This window comes from Flaviaestuariibacter terrae (assembly GCF_054777635.1).
The window spans coordinates 357,231-375,399 of sequence record NZ_BAAHAL010000008.1 but is presented as its reverse complement, the minus strand read 5'-3'; the positions used below and the strand labels follow the sequence as shown (position 1 = coordinate 375,399).

At 58.1% G+C, this 18,169-nt stretch carries 19 protein-coding genes; 12 read left to right on the top strand and 7 right to left on the bottom strand.

The features are described 5' to 3' along the window. Nucleotides 1-453: 453 nt before the first annotated feature. From ACYU7Z_RS09690 to ACYU7Z_RS09665, 6 genes are all read left to right on the top strand, one after another. Nucleotides 454-897, top strand: coding sequence for a DUF2750 domain-containing protein (locus ACYU7Z_RS09690; protein ID WP_460569850.1), 444 nt, complete (start codon nucleotides 454-456; stop codon nucleotides 895-897). Between the two features lie 21 nt (nucleotides 898-918). After that, complete coding sequence (locus ACYU7Z_RS09685) at nucleotides 919-1,389, top strand: hypothetical protein (protein ID WP_460569848.1); 471 nt, start codon at nucleotides 919-921, stop codon at nucleotides 1,387-1,389. Between the two features lie 27 nt (nucleotides 1,390-1,416). Continuing rightward, nucleotides 1,417-2,151, top strand: coding sequence for a pseudouridine synthase (locus ACYU7Z_RS09680; protein ID WP_460569846.1), 735 nt, complete (start codon nucleotides 1,417-1,419; stop codon nucleotides 2,149-2,151). Nucleotides 2,152-2,743: 592 nt separating this feature from the next. Then, nucleotides 2,744-5,197, top strand: coding sequence for a TonB-dependent receptor domain-containing protein (locus ACYU7Z_RS09675; RefSeq protein WP_460569844.1), 2,454 nt, complete (start codon nucleotides 2,744-2,746; stop codon nucleotides 5,195-5,197). 225 nt (nucleotides 5,198-5,422) lie between these two features. Continuing rightward, complete coding sequence (locus ACYU7Z_RS09670) at nucleotides 5,423-6,502, top strand: sensor histidine kinase (protein ID WP_460569842.1); 1,080 nt, start codon at nucleotides 5,423-5,425, stop codon at nucleotides 6,500-6,502. Beyond that, nucleotides 6,499-7,221 carry a LytR/AlgR family response regulator transcription factor gene (locus tag ACYU7Z_RS09665; protein WP_460569840.1) on the top strand — a complete coding sequence of 241 codons (723 nt, stop codon included), beginning with the start codon at nucleotides 6,499-6,501 and terminating at the stop codon, nucleotides 7,219-7,221. The genes ACYU7Z_RS09670 and ACYU7Z_RS09665 overlap by 4 nt, the downstream gene beginning before the upstream one ends. 115 nt (nucleotides 7,222-7,336) lie before the next feature. On the opposite strand, the gene ACYU7Z_RS09660 is transcribed toward ACYU7Z_RS09665, so the two are convergent. The 3 genes from ACYU7Z_RS09660 to ACYU7Z_RS09650 all read right to left on the bottom strand — a co-directional run bounded on the left by ACYU7Z_RS09660 (nucleotide 7,337) and on the right by ACYU7Z_RS09650 (nucleotide 9,104). After that, the gene (locus ACYU7Z_RS09660) at nucleotides 7,337-7,846 is read right to left on the bottom strand and encodes a hypothetical protein (RefSeq protein WP_460569838.1); all 510 of its coding nucleotides are present in this window, start codon (nucleotides 7,844-7,846) and stop codon (nucleotides 7,337-7,339) included. Nucleotides 7,847-7,984: 138 nt separating this feature from the next. Next, the gene (locus ACYU7Z_RS09655; protein WP_460569836.1) at nucleotides 7,985-8,317 is read right to left on the bottom strand and encodes a hypothetical protein; all 333 of its coding nucleotides are present in this window, start codon (nucleotides 8,315-8,317) and stop codon (nucleotides 7,985-7,987) included. A gap of 151 nt (nucleotides 8,318-8,468) precedes the next feature. Continuing rightward, a complete protein-coding gene (locus tag ACYU7Z_RS09650; protein ID WP_460569834.1) occupies nucleotides 8,469-9,104 on the bottom strand; it encodes a hypothetical protein in 636 nt (211 codons plus the stop codon). A gap of 193 nt (nucleotides 9,105-9,297) precedes the next feature. Between ACYU7Z_RS09650 and ACYU7Z_RS09645 the strand changes: the two genes are divergently transcribed. The 4 genes from ACYU7Z_RS09645 to kbl all read left to right on the top strand — a co-directional run bounded on the left by ACYU7Z_RS09645 (nucleotide 9,298) and on the right by kbl (nucleotide 11,861). Continuing rightward, nucleotides 9,298-9,510, top strand: coding sequence for a hypothetical protein (locus ACYU7Z_RS09645; protein ID WP_460569832.1), 213 nt, complete (start codon nucleotides 9,298-9,300; stop codon nucleotides 9,508-9,510). A 289-nt stretch (nucleotides 9,511-9,799) separates the two neighbouring features. Next, nucleotides 9,800-9,985: a hypothetical protein gene (locus ACYU7Z_RS09640; RefSeq protein WP_460569830.1), complete on the top strand. Its 186-nt coding sequence runs from the start codon at nucleotides 9,800-9,802 to the stop codon at nucleotides 9,983-9,985. A gap of 79 nt (nucleotides 9,986-10,064) precedes the next feature. Then, the gene (locus ACYU7Z_RS09635; RefSeq protein ID WP_460569828.1) at nucleotides 10,065-10,565 is read left to right on the top strand and encodes an outer membrane beta-barrel protein; all 501 of its coding nucleotides are present in this window, start codon (nucleotides 10,065-10,067) and stop codon (nucleotides 10,563-10,565) included. Between the two features lie 108 nt (nucleotides 10,566-10,673). Beyond that, a complete protein-coding gene (gene kbl, locus ACYU7Z_RS09630; protein WP_460569826.1) occupies nucleotides 10,674-11,861 on the top strand; it encodes a PLP-dependent aspartate aminotransferase family protein in 1,188 nt (395 codons plus the stop codon). A 231-nt stretch (nucleotides 11,862-12,092) separates the two neighbouring features. On the opposite strand, the gene ACYU7Z_RS09625 is transcribed toward kbl, so the two are convergent. From ACYU7Z_RS09625 to ACYU7Z_RS09610, 4 genes are all read right to left on the bottom strand, one after another. Then, on the bottom strand, nucleotides 12,093-13,052 hold the full coding sequence (locus ACYU7Z_RS09625) for a transketolase family protein (RefSeq protein ID WP_460569824.1): 960 nt from the start codon (nucleotides 13,050-13,052) through the stop codon (nucleotides 12,093-12,095). 101 nt (nucleotides 13,053-13,153) lie between these two features. After that, nucleotides 13,154-14,209, bottom strand: a complete 1,056-nt coding sequence (gene galE / locus ACYU7Z_RS09620; protein WP_460569822.1) for an NAD-dependent epimerase/dehydratase family protein — start codon at nucleotides 14,207-14,209, stop codon at nucleotides 13,154-13,156. A gap of 112 nt (nucleotides 14,210-14,321) precedes the next feature. Beyond that, entirely contained in the window at nucleotides 14,322-15,545 is a 1,224-nt protein-coding gene (locus tag ACYU7Z_RS09615; RefSeq protein WP_460569821.1) for an inorganic phosphate transporter, read from the bottom strand. 94 nt (nucleotides 15,546-15,639) lie between these two features. Continuing rightward, nucleotides 15,640-16,287 carry a DUF47 domain-containing protein gene (locus ACYU7Z_RS09610; protein WP_460569819.1) on the bottom strand — a complete coding sequence of 216 codons (648 nt, stop codon included), beginning with the start codon at nucleotides 16,285-16,287 and terminating at the stop codon, nucleotides 15,640-15,642. 115 nt (nucleotides 16,288-16,402) lie between these two features. On the opposite strand from ACYU7Z_RS09610, the gene ACYU7Z_RS09605 reads away from it, so the two are divergent. Together ACYU7Z_RS09605 and ACYU7Z_RS09600 are read left to right on the top strand one after the other, a co-directional pair. Next, nucleotides 16,403-17,719, top strand: coding sequence for a porin (locus ACYU7Z_RS09605; protein ID WP_460569817.1), 1,317 nt, complete (start codon nucleotides 16,403-16,405; stop codon nucleotides 17,717-17,719). Nucleotides 17,720-17,758: 39 nt separating this feature from the next. Then, nucleotides 17,759-18,166 (top strand): hypothetical protein, encoded by a 408-nt coding sequence (locus tag ACYU7Z_RS09600; protein ID WP_460569815.1) that lies wholly within the window; start codon nucleotides 17,759-17,761, stop codon nucleotides 18,164-18,166. Nucleotides 18,167-18,169 lie beyond the last annotated feature (3 nt).

Below are 18,169 nucleotides of genomic sequence, written 5' to 3'. Positions count from 1 at the left end.
CCGCTTTTGCAAGCCCGCAATACACAAAAAATCCACAGTAGTCGCGACCTTGAAAATCCAGAATCATCAGGGGCAGGAGGTAGAGGAAAGGGTGATTGCGCACGATCAGCGCAACCTCAAGGGTTAAGGAAGGGCTGATTGCGCGCTTTCGGAGCTTCCTCAGGGTGGAGAAAGGGCTGATTGCCCGCTTTTGGAGCTTCCTCAAGGGTTGGGGACGCACTGAATGGGCGCGATCAGGCCTTTCCCAAGGCTAGGGAAGCTTCACTGGTACGCTTTCGGGCCCCTGCCTGGTTCAGGGAGAAAGAAGACGGCAAATAGGAGAGGCGGGTGGCGATTCTATACATCATAGCCTCGCGCAACAGAAAATCTCCCATGCTTAAGCTGGCTCTGGGAATCAGTTCTGAGCGCAGCTATTAACCCCGGTGCTGACCTGTCGTTCCGTACCTTCGCTCCATGAATCCCGAGCAACTTTCCGAAGATCAGCACCGCCTTTTTATTGCCCAGACCGTGGAGGCCGGCACCGTATGGGCCCTCCGCTCCGACGAGGGCTTCGCCGTATCGCCGTCCAACGAGTACGACGACTCCGAGGTGATCCCCTTCTGGTCGAGCGCCGATGCGGCCAGGGCCCTGGCCACCGACGAGTGGGCCGGCTATGCGGCCGTCGAGATCCCGCTGGCCGAGTTTCTCGAAACCTGGATGCTGGGGATGCAGCAGGAAGATCTTCTCGTGGGTACCAACTGGGACGCCGAGCTGGCCGGAACCGAGCTCGAGCCCATCGAGCTGGCCTACGTGCTGACCAGCAAGCTGATCGAAGGCAACAAGCCCCTGGATCTCGAGCATTTTGAAAGCCTCGAAGTATTCCACAACGAGCTCAAGCAGGCGCTGGAGAGCGAATAAGGTTATTTTATATTCGGATCCATGAAGTGCACGTTACTCGTTTCCCTGCTTATCGGATCGCTCGCTTGCTCCCGGAAGCCAATTGAGGAGCCGGCCGCCGTGCAGCCCGCCATACCGGCTTTGCCCGCGACGCCTGCGGCACCGGTATTCAGTGTCCGGGCGCTGGTAGACAGCCTCGTCGGCACGTACACAGGTTTCCGGTATAGTTTCCGGTGGTCTAACTTTCAGCCAACCCCGGCTTTCTATGATTCGATCCAAGGCTATAGCCTGCCCGTAACCCGCGTGAACGACTCGACGCTGGCGGTGGCCGGTGAGGTGCTCTCCTACGTCAAAAACTTTCACTGGGATTCGACGCATTATCATTTCGTGAAAGACGAGGGCCGTTCTTACAAGGACCTTTCCGCACGCCCAGGCCTGGATTCAATTTTCTACCGGGATGTTTCCAATGGGCAGGGCGGCGGTTTTGGCTGGATTTTCTCGGCTCGTCGCTAGGCAACATATTTGCCCGACCTTGCGCCCATGGACACCAGTCTCAATAAATACATCAGCGATACGGGCTTTTGCAGCCGCCGCGAGGCCGACGAGTATATCGAGCAGGCCCGCGTGACTATCAACGGCGAGCTCGCCTGGAAAGGCACGCGCGTAAAGGTGGGCGACAAGGTGCTCGTCGACGGTGAGCCGCTGCCCAAAAAGAAGGCGCCGGTGTACCTGATGCTCAACAAGCCCAAAGGCATCACCTGCACCACCGACCGGCAGGACAAGACCAACATCATCGACTACGTCAACTACAAGCAGCGGATCTTTCCCATCGGCCGCCTCGACAAGCTCTCGGAAGGCCTCATCTTCCTCACCTCCGACGGCGACATCGTCAACAAGGTGCTGCGCTCGGGCAACGGCCACGAGAAGGAGTACGTCGTTACCACCGACCGCCCCTTCGACCTCGAGTTTATCAAGAAGATGCGCTCCGGTGTGCGCATTCCCGACGGGATGACAAAGCCCTGCTTCGTAAAGCAGGAAGCGCCCAACCGCTTCCGCATCATCCTCACCCAGGGCATGAACCGCCAGATCCGCAAGATGTGCGAGGCCCTGGGCTACCGCGTCAGCGCCCTCAAGCGCGTACGCATCATGAACATCACCCTTTCCGGTCTTCCCCCGGGCAAGTGGCGCCTTTTCACCCCCGCCGAGATCGATTCGCTCCGCGAGCTGCTCAAAGACAGCAGCAAAACCGCCGACGGCGACGGAATGGGAGAGTAAAACGGAGAGAAAGAGGGGCGAGCAAATGAGTACATGAATACATGAGTACATGAGGGGAGAGGGGGAGTATTTCGGTGCCGCTCCCTCTTCATTCATGTACTCAATTAATCTCTTTCCTGCCTCAAAGTTCTTCCCTCTTTCGCAGGTCAGATTGGTCGCGGGCAAAGGGATATTACTAGAATACTTGAATACATGATCAACTGAGGAAAGAGGTGGCGGGCACCTACTACAGTTCCCTCCTCATTCATGTACTCATGTACTCAATTAATCAAGTAATCTCTTTCCTACCTCAGAGTTCTTCCCTCTTTCCCAGGTCAGATTGGTCGCGGGCAAAGGGATATTACTAGAATACTTGAATACATGATCAACTGAGGTAAGAGGTGGAGGATACGGGCAACACATCCCTCTCCCCTCATGTACTCATGTAATCATGTACTCATGTAATCTCCCCTTCCCTTCCTTCCTTCCTCCCTTCCCTCGCTTTCGTCCTTCCAAATTCCTCCTTCGTGTAACGTTTTTCCCTCCGCTTTCCTGCTTTTCTACGTTTGTGTCCGCTCCCCAGGGAACGATTCAACAACCACAAACCTTTTTTATGAGAAGCGTATTTCTTTCCTTCTTCTTCGCCCTCCTCGCTTTTGCGGGCAACGCCCAGGTGACGGGCACCGTGCACGACGATTCGGGCAAAGCCATGGCCGGTGTAACGGTATCGCTGCTGCGCGATTCGGCCACCGTCGTCAAGCTGGCCGTGAGCCGCGAAGACGGCTCTTTTGCGTTCCCGGCAGCTCCCGCGGGCCACTACCGCCTGTCGGCTTCTTCTGTCGGCTTCAAGCCGGCCGCTTCCGCTCCCTTTGATATCAACGGCGGCGCCGTACAGGTGCCGGCCATCCGCCTGGCCCGCGCTTCCGGCGAGCTCGCCGGCGTTACCGTCGCTGCCCGCAAGCCGGTCATCGAGGTAAAGGCCGACAAGATGATCGTTAACGTGGAAGGCACGATCAACGCCACGGGCAACGATGCCCTCGAGCTACTCCGCAAGAGCCCCGGAGTGCAGGTCGATAAAGACGACAACCTTTCGGTAGCCGGCAAGAACGGCGTACAGGTGTACATCGACGGCCGCCCGACACCGCTCAGCGGCACCGACCTGGCCAACTACCTCAAGACGCTCCAGGCCGCGCAGATCGAGAACATCGAGATCATCACGAACCCTTCGGCCAAGTACGAGGCCGCCGGTAACGCAGGCATCATCAACATCCGCCTGAAGAAGAACAAGAACTTCGGCTTCAACGGATCCGTCAACGCCGGCTACAGCGTGGCCCGCTACTCGAAATACAACAGCGGTGTCTCGTTCAACTACCGCAACAAGAGCATCAACGTTTACGGCAACTACAACTACAACCAGGGCCGCAACTACAACTCGATGTCGCTGCACCGCAGCCAGCCCGACACCAGCTTCGACCAGGAAGGCAGCACGCGCTTCACGGCCCGCAGCCACGGCTTCAAGGTGGGCGCCGATTATTCGCTGAACAAGCAAAGCAGCTTCGGCTTCATGGTCAACGGCAACCTCGCCGATCCTTCGGTGGACATGCGCAGCGAAACGCCGGTCGTGCCCCGCAACACGGGTATCGTGAACCGCATCCTCCGCGCCGAGAGCCACAACGCGATGACGCGCAACAACGTGAACACGAACTTCAACTACAGCTTCACGGGCAGCAAGGGCCGCAGCTTCACCCTCAACACCGACTGGGGCTACTACGACATCAACACCGACCAGCGCCAGCCCAACTGGACCTACGAGCCCAATGGCACGACGCTCCGCAGCTATTCCGCGATCCACTCGCTGTCGCCGACCCGTATCGACATTTCCTCGGTGAAGTACGACTGGGAGCAGGACCTCCTGAAAGGCAAGCTGAGCGCGGGTGGCAAGAGCTCGTACACGACTACGGACAACGACTTCCGCCGCTACGACGCCAGCAGCGGCAGCGATGTGCTCGACCGCAACCGCAGCAACCGCTTCCGCTATAAGGAGCAGATCCACGCCGGCTACGTCACCTACAACCGCCAGCTCAAAGGCTTCATGGTGCAGGGCGGCCTGCGCGTAGAGAATACGACCAGCACCGGCACCTCCGAAGGCGAGACCCTCCAGGGCGGCAGCTACGTGCCCTCCAAGTCGCCGTTCGAGCGCAGCTACACCGACTTCTTCCCGAGCGCTGCCATCACCTTCAACAAAAACCCGATGAAGGTGTGGAACCTGACGTACAGCCGCCGCATCGACCGCCCGGCGTACCAGGACCTGAACCCCTTCGAGTTCCAGCTCGACACCTTCACCTACTCGAAAGGCAATACGAACCTGCGCCCGCAATACAGCAACAGCATCGGCCTGAGCCATACGTATAAATACAAGCTTACCGCTGCCCTCAACTTCAGCCATGTCGACGACCTGCTGGCCCAGCAGATCGACCGCAAGGGCTCTGCCTCCTACATCACGAAGCAGAACCTAGCCAAGCAGGACGTCGTATCGTTCAACGTGAGCTACCCGTTCATGCACAAGAACTTTATGTCGTTCGTGAACGTCTCGTCCAACTACTCGCACTACAGCAGCCCCGCCACGGCAACCGGCCCGGCCGTGTCGCTCGAAGCCTTCGGACTCAACGCCTTTTCGCAAAACAGCCTGAAGCTGGGTAAAACGAAGTCCTGGACCGCCGAGGCAACGGCCTTCTACAATGCCCCGACGATCTACCAGGGTGTGTTCCGCGCCCGCGCCATGGGCTCGCTCGACCTCGGTGTGCAGAAGACGATCCTGCAGGGACAGGGCACGATCAAAGCCTCGGTCAACGACGTGCTGCACACGCTGCAGTTCCGTGGCTACAGCGATTACAACGGTCAGCGCACCGACGTCGTAGCCCGCTGGGAAAGCCGCCAGTTCAAGCTGAACTTCAGCTGGCGCTTCGGAAACAAGCAGGTGAAGGCTGCCAAGCAGCGCACCGGCGGCGCCGAAGACGAGCTGAAGCGCACCCAGGGTGGCAGCGGTGGCATCGGTATCGGCGGATAGGCTGCGTGAGGCGTGAGCGGGTGAGCGGTGAGCCGATCATCCAGAAACGCCTCCCGGCAGTACCCATGCGCCAGAGTATTACCGATCGTGCCCGTCATTGGGACCAAAGCGAAGCAATCTGTTTCCGGTGGGGCAGGTTGCTTCGTTACTTCGCTACCCCGAAACTCGCTCACGCGATCACCCGCTCACCGCTCACTACGACAAAAAACCCTAATTTCCCCTCTGATGAAAACAGCCAAGCGGTTCCACTTCTGGAAAGTTTTCTGGGTGCTGCTGGCCCTGTATGTGCTGCTGGTGTGCCTGGGCTTCCTGATGGCGTCCCTGTCGCCGGCGCCCGGTGCCAAGGACATTGACTGGCGCAAGCACCTGACGCTTCCGGGCATCCTGTACCAGGTTGCCACGTTCACCTTCCTCGTTACATTCTATTACTTCGCGCTCAACGGTTACTATCGCCGGTTTCTGGAGCGAAGCTCGCTGTTCAATTTCTTCGGGTATTCGATGCGCCTCATCGGCGTGCTCCTGGTTTACTACGTGCTCACCTATTGGTGCTCACCCGAGAAGGAGTTCAAGGAAAAGGCTCAGGTGGGGCTGATCATCATCGCCCACACCTTTGCAACCATTTCGTATATCGGCTTTCCCCTTCTTTTCTCCTACCTCGTATACCTGCGCGACGAGCGCAAGCAACGCAAGATCCTCGAGGAGCAGAAGATGCAGCTTGAGTACGAGAAGTCGCAGGCCAACTTCAACTTCCTGAAGTCGCAGATCAACCCGCACTTCCTGCACAATACGCTCAACTTCCTGTACGCGAAGTCGCTGCCTCTTTCGGAAGAATTATCGGAAGGCATCCTTACCCTCAGCGACATCATGCGCTACGCACTGAGCCAGGGCAATGTGCGCGACGGCAAGGCCTTCCTCAAAGACGAAGTGGAGCACGTGCGCAACGTAATCAAGATCAACCAGCTCCGGTACAGCAACAAGCTCAATGTGCAGTTCGACGTGGAAGGCGTGATGAACGGCTCGCAGATCGTCCCCTTCGTGCTGATCACGATCGTGGAGAATGCCTTCAAGCACGGCGACTTCAAAAGCGAGCAGCACCCGATCTGCATCCTGCTCCGCGTGGGCCGCAATGGTATCTTCTTTTCCTGCAGCAACCGCAAGAAGACGGGGCCGAAGGAGCTCAGTACCGGCATCGGCCTGGAGAACATCAAGAAGCGCCTTGAGCTGGCCTACGGCGAGCAGTTCCGCTTCGACGTAAAGGAAGACAGCGAAACATATACCACCGAACTAACTATCTACCAGCTATGATACGTTGTATGATCATCGACGATGAGCAGCACGCCATCGACATCCTCGAGCACTATGTGAAGCAGGCGCCGTACCTCGAGCTGGTAGGCACCAGCACCCATCCCATAGAGGCGCTCCAGGAAGTCGCCTCCGGCAAGGTTGACCTCGTCTTTCTCGATGTGCAGATGCCCGAGCTCTCCGGACTCGATTTCATCAAGGCCATCAACGGCAAGGCCAAGGTGATCCTCACCACCGCCTACCCCGAGTTCGCCCTCGAAGGCTACGACCTCGACGTGGTGGACTACCTGCTGAAGCCGGTGCGCCTCCCGCGCTTCCTGCAGGCCGTGCAAAAAGCAATGACCGCCGTGGCGCCCGCGCCGGCAGCAGCCGCGGCTCCTGAGGAAGCCGACGACTACCTGTTTGTGAAAACCGAGTCAAAGGGGAAGCTGCTCAAGATCAACCTCGACGAGATCGATTATATCGAAGGGATGAAGAACTACGTGGCCATCCACCGGGGCGCGCAAAAGACGCTGGTGTACACAAGCATGAAAGAGCTCGAGGAGCGCCTGCCGCAGCGCCGCTTCCTGCGCGTACATAAATCGTTCATCATCCCGCTTGGCCGCATCACGGGCATCGAAGGCAATATGGTGCGCCTCAAGGGCGTGCAGGCCGAGATCCTGATCGGCGACAACTACAAGGCCGAACTCATGGAGCTGATCCGCAACAAGATGATCAAATAGTCTGCTAATGAGGTAGTCTGCTAATCTGCTAATGGCGAACGCCGCTCCGAGGGAGCGGCGTTCGTTTTTAGAACCATCATTAGCAGACCAGCAGACAAGCAGACTGGCACATTCGTTAATACCCACCGGAGCCGTCAGCGGAACTAGTCGTTGGCTTCGTCGTCTTTTCCTTATTATGCTTGATCTTGGTCTTGCCCGGCTTTTCCTTCACTTTCACTTCCTTATCGCCAGGGTTGATGTTGCGGTTGGCGGCCGGGTTGGTAACGGGCTCGTTGCTGCGTGCCTGGTTGCTGCTGCTGTTGCTGAGCGTGCTGGGTACCGTACTAGTACGGGCGCTGCTGTCGGTAACTGCTTTCGGGGCAACGGTGGTGTCGATCATCGACTTATCGCTCCAACTGGCCATGCTGCTGTCGGTTCGCACCGGGGGCTGGTTCCCCATTTTATTCCCCATGCTGCTGTCGGCATCCATACGCATGCTGGCGGAGCTGTCGTTCTCCATATGATGGGCTTTCATGTGCTCCATCTTTGTTTTGTTCTTGTCGGGGGTGACCTTCGTTTTCGGTTTCTGGGCGTCGGCGCTGGCGACGAGAAACAGGGCAGTAAGCGCTAAAAGAATGTTTTTCATAACCCGATTTTTTGTGGTTAGCCTTCTGCCGCAAATACAGCGCCCCTTCTGCCAACGGCACAACTTCCGGTTCCATTTTCAGGTAAAATAAAAAGGCCCCGCCGGAAAGCAGGGCCGTATGGGAACAGTATCAACGGATCAGCGTCCACCCGTAGTGGTAGCAGAACCGTTGTTTCCGTTACTGCTTTTCTGCCTGGTATGTTTCATCTTGCTCTTGCCCGGCTTCTGCTTCACCTTCACCTGCTTTGTGCCCGGCGAGTCGTTGCGGTTGGCCGAGGCGTTGCTCCAGTCGCCATTGGCGCGGGCCTGGTTGACGTGCGTGCTGTCGCCGTGCTGGCGGTGATGGTCATGGGCCATGCTCTTGTTTTTCTGCTTCCACTTGTGCTGGTCGTGCATGTGCGTCGTGTCGGCCTGGGCCTGTGCGGCGGCTACAAAGAACAGGGCGCTGAGCGCGAGGATCAATCGTTTCATACTTGCGGTTTTTGGGTGAATGAATGATGCGGGACAAACAAATATCACTACGGGCCCGATGCGCGGGGTAGCTGCGTTGGTAAACGCGCTGTTAACGCTACCCACAAGAAAGCCCCGCACGAAGGCGGGGCTTTGAAAGGGGATTGATTTCCTACTGGTGAAAAAAGCGTTGCTGGAGCTTCAGGCCGGGTGCCGATACAATGGCAACGAACGACCCGGGCTGCAGGCCCGAGATATCGACAGTTTGGGTCAGAATTCCTTTTACGAGCTGAAGCGCCTGGCGACGTACGACGCGCCCCTGGAAGTCGACGATCGTGAGCTCGGCGGCGGCATCGCTGCCCGACTCCACAACGAGCGGCAGGCTGCTGCGCAGCACGTTGGGCTGGATCGTGAGCTGGGCCTCGCCGCTTTCGGCAAAGCGCACCAGCACGGTCTTGCTGTACAGGCTGCGGCCGTTGTTGACGGCGATCTCGAGGCGGTAGTACAAAAGCTTTCCGCGGAAGCCGGCATTGGGATCGGTGAAGCGATAGCTGTGGCGGTCCTGCGTGGTATCGTGGTTGGCATCGATGCTGCCGACGGTTTCAAATTCGAAGCCGTTGCGGCTTTGCTGCACGCTGAAGCGGGTGATGGTCAATTCCTGGATGGTTTCCCAGCTGATGACGGCGCTTTGCTGCGTCGTCTGGCCATTGAGGGTCAGGAAACCGTAAGCACTTTGTTGCTGGGCCGTGGCGCGGGCGCTGATAAAGGCCAGCAAGCAGAAAAGAAAGGTCCGGAGACTGAGGCGCATGGGGGTACGTTTAAAGCATAATGAATTGCTTCACAGGAACTGGAGGCCTCAAAAGGATTGGACGGGGACGGAATTCAGGGGATAAGGATGTCGTTCGCGGGGGAAGTTGGAACGAAGCAGAGCGCTAAAATACACCAATTCCTGAATTTACCAAATGGAGCGGCCCGTTTTCCGGCATGGAATTTTCGCATTTATGGGTATGCGCAACAGGGAACAAAAGGAGCGGAACGAGGCGGCAGGACCGCGCCGTCCGCAGGACGACAGCCGGCGCAGGGGCGAAGGCGATTTCTGGGACCGGGTGGCCGACGACGTGGCCAGGGGCTACGGCGCGCAGCAGCGTGGCCGCGACCGCAACATTCTCAATCCCGACCAGGAGCCCGACGACGCCCGTCGCGGCGACAGCTAGCGTTGACTGAGGTCGGATGTCGGATGTCGGATGTCTGATGTCTGATGTCGGATGTCTGATGTCAGATCTGAGATCCTACATCCGAGATCCGAGATCCTAGATCCTAGATCCGCTATCTCCCTAACGGTATTGTGCCACCGAAATTTCACCGATTGCTTTTGACTACTCGACGGTTCAAAAAATAATTTGGGCTATTTGGCGGATTCCCTTTTTTTATATTTCTTTATGTTTCATCTCCCAAAACAAAACTGTTCAAGAGATGTATCCAAAATCCAAAAAATACAGTCCTATGAACCTGCAAAACGGTCAACTCCATTCGGAGTTTGAGTTTCCCTATTACGATCATCAGCCCGAGCCCGATGTCCGCCGCGACCGCAACTATGTGCTGTTGCTGTTCCTGCTCATTGTCAGCCTTTTCCTCGCCGCCATGGCAACGATCTTTATTACGAACGGGCGCCTGCCTTTCGTAGACTAGCAGGAAATGCTGCGGGAATACCGCCCGGCTGAACGTTTGGCCGGGCGGTACCCCTATTTTTGCAGCAATCCTGACAAACATGAAACATATCATCCGCACGGCCTGCCTGCTGGCAGCCGCTTTCCTGTGCGCTCCCAAGGCGGAGGCACAAATCAAGCCCTTCTCGTTCGGCGTTTATGCTGAAGCTGGTTTCCCCACGGGCGATATGACCAAAATCGCTGAAGCGGGTTACGGTGCCGGTATCAGCGGCGAGGTCAAACTTCCGGTTTCCCTCTCGGCAACAGGTTCTTTTGGCTTCATGCATTTCGGTGGTAAGTCGCTGGGCTCCAACTTATCGACACCTGCGGTAAATGCCTTCCCGCTCCGTATCGGCGCCAAGTACCGCTTCAATGTCGTGTATGTTGGTCTCGAAACCGGCGCTGCCTTCCTGAGTGATAAAAATGGCGGTGGCTCCACGGGCATCATCGCCCCCGCGATCGGCGTTCGCTTCCTGAACATCGATATCCGCGGTAAATACGAGTCCTGGTTCAAGAGCGGCTCACTCCAGTTCTGGGGCCTGCAGGCTTCGCTGAAATTCTAACCTATCGCTTTCACCGGGGTTTGCGTTCGACGCGCGCCGTTGGAGCCGGCGCAGCAACCGGAACTCCAAACCGGAAACTCCAAACTGAAAAAACCCAAACCATTCCACATGAATGAAAAATTCGTGGCGCGCCTCCGCGGCGAGATCGAAGAGATCAAAGCCTCCGGCCTTTACAAGAACGAGCGCATCATCACCTCGCCCCAGGGACCCGAGATCACGGTCGGCGGCAAGCGGGTGCTGAACTTCTGCGCCAACAATTACCTGGGTCTTTCGTCGCACCCCAAGACGCTCGAGGCCGGCCATCGCTACCTCGATTCGCACGGCTTCGGTATGAGCTCGGTGCGCTTTATCTGCGGCACCCAGGATATTCACAAGGAGCTCGAGCGCAAGCTGGCAACCTTTCTCGGCACCGAAGACACGATCCTGTACGTGGCCGCCTTCGACGCCAACGGCGGTGTGTTTGAGCCCCTGTTCAACGAGCAGGACGCCATCATTTCCGACTCGCTCAACCACGCGTCCATCATCGACGGGGTGCGCCTGTGCAAGGCCCAGCGCTTCCGCTACGAGAACAACAATATGGACGATCTCGAGGCGAAGCTGAAAGAAGCCGCGGGCGCGCGCAGCCGCATCATCGTCACCGATGGTGTGTTCTCCATGGACGGCACCGTGGCCCAGCTCGACCGGATCTGCGACCTCGCCGATCAGTACGACGCTATTGTGATGGTGGATGAAAGCCATGCCTCCGGGTTCATGGGCAAAACGGGCCGCGGCACCCACGAGCTCAAGGGCGTAATGGGCCGCATCGACATCATCACCGGCACCCTCGGCAAGGCCCTGGGCGGCGCTTCGGGTGGCTTCACATCGGGCCGCAGGGAGATCATCGAGCTCCTGCGCCAGCGAAGCCGTCCCTACCTGTTTTCCAATACGCTGGCGCCTTCCATCGTGGGCGCATCCATCGCCGTGCTCGATATGTTGAGCGAGACCACCGAGCTGCGCGACAAGTTGGAGCGGAACACGCAGTACTTCCGCGCAAAGATGACGGAAGCCGGCTTCGACATCAAGCCGGGTGAGCACCCCATCGTTCCCATAATGCTCTACGACTCGGTGCTCGCGGCCAAGTTTGCCGACGCACTGCTCGAGGAAGGCGTATACGTTATCGGCTTTTTCTTTCCCGTGGTGCCGAAGGGGCTCGCGCGCATCCGCGTGCAGCTCTCCGCCGGCCACGAAATGGAACACCTCGACCGCGCCATTGCCGCCTTCACGAAAGTGGGCAAGGACCTGGGCGTGATCAAATAAATTGGATCGATTGCCTGTACTTCATACAGAACCCCGCTTCGGCGGGGTTCTGTCATTGCGAGCGCAGCGAAGCAAACTCGTAGAACTAAGGTCAGCCGATTTGAGTAGCACGCGTTTTCAAGGCGGATGCCACTCCGCGTGGCTGACGGGTTTGCTTCGCTGCGCCCGAAATGACAAAAGGCTCGCAGTGCGAGCCTTTTGTCTATCTGCGTTATCCGCGCGATCTGGGTGCTATTTCTTCTTTCGCGCCAGCACTTTCTCTGCGGCTTCCACGATATGCTCGGGGGTAAGACCGTATTTCTTCAGCAGCTGGTCGGGTGTGCCGCTTTCGCCGAAGGTGTCGTTGGTGCCAACATACTCGATCGGAACCGGGAAGTTGCGCGCGGCTACCTGCGCCACTGCGTCGCCCATGCCGCCAAGTACGTTGTGCTCTTCGGCCGTCACGGCGCATCCTGTTTTGCGGATCGAGGCGAGGATGGCTTCCTCGTCGAGGGGCTTGATGGTGTGGAGATTGATCACTTCCACCGAGATGCCTTTCTCCTCGAGCTGGATGCCGGCCTGGATGGCCTGCCACACCATGTGGCCGCAGGCGAAGATGCTGACGTCGCTGCCTTCGGAGAAGCGCTGCGCCTTACCGAGCACGAAGTCTTCTTCTTTCGTGAAGATGGGCCATACAGGGCGTCCGAAGCGGAGGTACACGGGGCCTTCGTATTCGGCGATGGCCATCGTGGCGGCCTTGGTCTGCGCGTAATCGCAGGGCACCACCACGGTCATGCCGGGGAGCATCTTCATCATGCCGATGTCTTCGAGGATCTGGTGGGTGGCGCCGTCTTCGCCGAGGGTAACGCCGGCGTGCGACGCGCAGATCTTGACGTTCTTGTCGCTGTAGGCTACGCTCTGGCGGATCTGGTCGTACACGCGGCCCGTGGAGAAGTTGGCGAAGGTGGTGGTGAAGGGGATCTTGCCACCGATGGTCATGCCGGCAGCAATGCCGATCATGTTGGCCTCGGCGATACCTACCTGCACGAAGCGCTCCGGAAACTCCTTGATGAATTGCTGGAGCTTGAGGGAGCCGGCGAGGTCGGCGGTGAGGGCCACTACGTTCTTGTTTTTGCGGGCCGCTTCCACGATGCCGTCGCCGAAGCCGCTGCGCGTATCTTTTTTACCGGTGGGTTGTATGTCTTTGAGCATGATGCTGGGTTGTTTTCGGGGCCGAAGGTAGGGAAAGTGATCGGGTGAGCGGTGAACGGGTGACGGAGCAACGTGCGCACTGCTCACCCGCTGACCACCCGCTAGTTCAACGCCACGGGGGCCTGGTGAAAGAGGTCTTTATCGTCGCGGAGGCGCTGCTCCCAGGCCCAGGCGGTGCGCATCATGTCGTCGATACCGTATTGCGGATTCCAGCCAAGCTCGTTGCGGGCCTTGTCGTTGTTGGCGTAAATGGCCACCACGTCGCCGGGGCGGCGCGGACCGATCTCGTAATTGAGCTTCTGGCCCGAAACCTTTTCAAAGGCGTGGATAGCTTCCAGCACCGATACACCGTTGCCGGTGCCGAGGTTGAAGATCTCGGTGCCCTGCTTGTTGCGGCCTTCCTGCAGGTATTTGATGGCCAGCGTGTGGGCATGGGCAATATCGCTCACATGGATATAATCGCGGATGCAGGAGCCGTCGCGGGTATCGTAGTCGCCGCCGTGCACCGTCATCTTCGGGATCTTGCCGATCGCGGTCTGCGTGATGGCGGGCACGAGGTTTTGCGGCCGCCCGATCGGGAGCTCTCCGATCTGGTTGGAGGGGTGCGCGCCAACAGGGTTGAAGTAGCGGAGCAGGATGCATTGCGCGCTGCTGCCTTTTTGGAAATCGGTGAGTATCCGCTCGCCCATTTGCTTGGTGGCGCCATAGGGGCTCTCGGCGGGCTTCTGCGGCGTTTCCTCGGTCACTAGCTGCTGGTCGGGGTTGCCGTACACGGTGCAGCTGGAGGAAAAAACGAACCAGGGCACGTTGAACTCCTGCACGCATTTGAGCAGGTTGATCAGCGATTCCATATTGTTCTCGTAATACATCAGCGGCTTTTCCACCGACTCACCCACGGCCTTATAGGCAGCGAAGTGAATGATGCCCTGGATATCGCGGTTTTCCTGGAAGATCGCAAAGGTGTCGTCGAAGGAGCAGAGGTCTACCTTGTAGTTCTTTACCGGCTTGCCGGTGATGCGCTGTACACCCTCGAGGATCGCCGGGTTGGAGCGCGAGTTGTTATCGACGCAGAGAACGTCGTAGCCATTTTCGATCAGGTCCACTACCGTGTGCGAGCCGATATAGCCGCAGCCGCCGGTTACCAGGATTTTTGCCATGGCGCAAAAATACGGGGGAGCGGTCAGGGAGTGAGCGGTGAGCTTCCCCGCACAAAAGAAAAAGCGGCCTTAAGGCGCTTTACGTGTTTCTTGCTCACTCGCTCACCGCTCACTATACGAACAGGTGCACGATGAAATATACCAGTGCCGCCAGCAGGCCGCTCACGGGGATGGTGAGGATCCAGGCCCAGAGCAGGTTGATGGTAACGCCCCAGCGCACGGCCGAAAGGCGCTTCGTGGCACCCACGCCGATGATGGCGCCGGTGATGGTGTGCGTGGTGCTGACGGGTATCTTGAGCGATTCGGTAACGAAGAGCGTAATGGCGCCTGCGGTTTCCGCGGCCACGCCCTCGAAGGGTGTTACCTTGGTGATACGTGTGCCCATCGTCTTGATGATCTTCCAGCCACCCGAGATGGTGCCGAGCGCGATGGCGCTGTAACAAGCCAGCGGTACCCAGAATTCCATGTGATCGAGGTGAAAGCGAACGGGGTCGTAGGCAACGAGCGCGGCCATGATGATGCCCATTACTTTTTGGGCGTCGTTACCGCCGTGGCCGATTGAAAAGGCCGCCGAGGAAACCAACTGCAGGCGCTTGAACCAGAGCGTGCCCTTGTTGGCGTTGAGCGATTGCAGGAAGAAGGTAAAGCAGGCCATGATGGTCAGGATGAAAGCCAGCAGCACCCATTTGAAGTTTTTCGAATAAAAGATTACCTGCGCCGTGTGCGAGCTGTAATGCGTTCCCTTGGACAGCACCGCCGGGTCGGTAATGAGGTTTGCACGCAGGAACCAGGCCACCAGCACGAGCACGAGCACCGAGATCATCCTTGGCAGGAATCCTCTTCGGAAGGAATACAGGAACCAGAGCGAGATGATGAAGGCTACGAGGAAGCCCACCAGCGGTGCGATGAAAATAAAGCCGGCCGTTGTGAGGATGTTCGGCGAGTTGCTCATGTTGATGGCGCCGAAGCCCGCGGCCGCGATACCCGCGCCGGCAAAGCCTCCGATCAGCGTGTGCGAGGACGAGGAAGGGATACCAAACCACCAGGTAAGGAGGTTCCAGATGATGGCGGCAATCAGACCCGAGAACACCACGCGGAGCATGTTGGCGCCGGCGAGCGCATCGGGCTTGACCGTTTTCGCCACCGTGTTGGCCACGCCGTGGTCTTTGAAGATGAAGTAGGCGGCGAAGTTGAATACCGCGGCCCAGACTACAGCCTGGAACGGCGTCAGCACCTTGGTCGAAACGACCGTGGCGATGGAGTTGGCCGCGTCGTGAAAGCCGTTGATATAATCAAAGATGATCGCAAGGGCTATGATAACTATAAGAAAGGTCATAAGCGAATCAATGTGGTGATGTGGTAATGTGCAAATGTGGTAATGCGCGCAGTAAAAATTACCACATCACCACATTACCACATTACTGAATTAATTAGGCGTACTTCACGATAATGGACTCGATCACGTTCGCAGCGTCCTCACACTTATCGGTAACGTCTTCCATCACCTGGTATACCTCGCGCTTCTTGATGATCTCCTTCGCGTCGGGCTCCATGCTGAAGAGGCGCTCGATGAACATGTCGGAGATGTCGTCGGCCTGGTTCTCGATGGAGTTGATGCGTACCAGCGAGTCGGTGATCTTGCGGATGTTCTTCATGTCGCGCAGCTCGAGAACCGCGGTCTTCACTTCACTGGTTGCCTGTACGATAAGCTCCGAGAGGCGCTGGATGCCGTCGTCGGTGGGGTTGACGTGGTAGAGTTTGATCTTCTTGGCCGATGCGTAGATATAGTCGGCGATGTCGTCGAGGGCCGATGCGAGGAAGTGAATGTCTTCACGGTCGAACGGCGTGATGAAGTTGCGGCCCAGCTCGGTGAAAATTTTGTGGGTGAGCTCGTCGGAGGCATGCTCGAGGTCCTCGATGGGCTTCACCATGTTCTGGCGCTTCGAGATGTCGGTTTCCGCAACAATGGCAGCCAGCTTCTGCGCCATGATATGGCCGTTGTTCGCCACTTCTTCAAATAACCCGTAAAACACTTTATCCTTGGGACTGAACAGCTTCATGAAAGAGGTGAGTGCCATATTCTGTTTTGATAGTGGCAGCAAAAATACTACCACCGAACCGCCGCGGTGTTGGTAACAGAGAATTAATAGTAACTTAATATAGGAGGATACACCTTTGCGCAAACCCGAAATCATGTCTGCTTGTCGGTTATTCCTGCCCGGTACCCGGGCGCTGGCCCTGCTGCTATGCCTCCTGGCTGCGGCCTTCCCCGCGGGGGCGCAGCGCTTCCTGTCGGAGTACGATTCCACGCTGTTTCTCCGCGATACCCTGGTCAGCGTCGTCACGCGCTACGAAAACCTGCACTTCAGCGGCTATATCCAGCCTCAATTCCAGTGGGCCGGGCACGAAGGAGCGGCCGGCTTCGAGGGCGGCAATTTTTCGGAGCACAGCAACAGCCGCTTTCAGCTACGCCGCGCGCGGGTGAAGATCGATTACCAGGTACAGCGCCCGGGCAAGCCGCTGCCGCTGGCGCTTTTTACGTTCCAGGTGGACGTAACGGAGCGCGGGTCGATCGTTCGCGATATGTTCGCGCGCGTTTATTTTCCGTCACGGCAGTCGCTCTCGGCCACCTTCGGTCTTTTTGCCCGCCCTTTCGGCTTCGAGCCCAACCTGTCTTCGGCCTACCGCGAAAGCCCGGAGCGCGCACGCGTATCGCAGGTGCTGATGCCGGGCGAGCGTGACCTCGGACTGATGCTATCCTTGGAACCACTGGGTCGCCGCACCGGGTCGGCGGCGTTTAAATGGGACCTGGCCGTCCTGAACGGACCCGGTGTGAACAGCACAACCGATTTCGATTCGTATAAAGACCTGGCAAGCCGCCTCGCGCTGAAGCCCTATGCGCTTTCCAAAAAGCTGACGCTGTCGGCAGCCGCATCGGCCTTGCTGGGTGGCTGGCGGCAGGATACACGCTACCGCTGGAACATGCAGAAGGACGGTCAGTTCGCGGTTGATTCTTCAGCCGCCAATGAAGGCGCAAAGGCGCCACGCCGCTATTACGGCGCCGACGCGCAGCTGGCCTGGGCGGGGCCCCTGGGCAAGACTGAGTTCCGCGTCGAATACTGGCAGGGAACACAGCCCGGAACGGCCGCCACGACGGTGAATCCGCAGGCGCAGCCGCAGGGCCCAACCTACCTGCGTCCCTTCAATGCAGGGATCTTTTACTTCCTGCAGCAACTGGGCAGCCCCTCCTGGGAGCTCGGGGTCAAGTACGACTGGTACGATCCGAACCGCTTTGCCGGAGGCAGCGCGATCGGGGCGCCGGGCAGCAATCTCACGGTAGCGGATATACGCTACGACACCTGGAGCGCCGGGCTTACCTGGTACGTAAGCAATAACGTTAAGGTGCTGGCCTGGTATGCGCACCCGGTGAATGAGCAAAGCCTTCTGACCGGGTATACGAAAGACCTGCCCGATGACGTTTTTACCCTGCGCACCCAATTGCGCTTCTGACTTTTGAGAGCCCAGTTCACGTACCGACCGATACTTTCTTTGCTGCTTCTGCTCGCCGCAAGTGCTGTCACCCCGTTGTTGGCCCAGGGCGGTAGCTTCCCGTCAACAGAACCGCGGTGCACCGGGCTTAAGCTGCTGCCGGCCAAGCCGCTGCTTTTTTGCGGGCCCGTGTTTCAACGTTTCGAAGTCAGCTTGAGTGATTTGCGCCAATACGGGCTCCGGTTCGTCTTCGCGGACCAGGCTCTTCGTTTTCACCAGGCTGCTTTGGCCTATGATTGCCCGAGTGGCGATGTCCGCGTTCGCTGGATCACCTCCGACACTACCTGCATACGGCAGGCCCTTCAGTACGTACGCACTGGTTATACACTGACCTTCGATTGTATCTTGGTAAAGCGCGGCGACAGCCTGTTTGCAATACCGCCCTTTTCCGTCATGGTCAGCGAATAATCA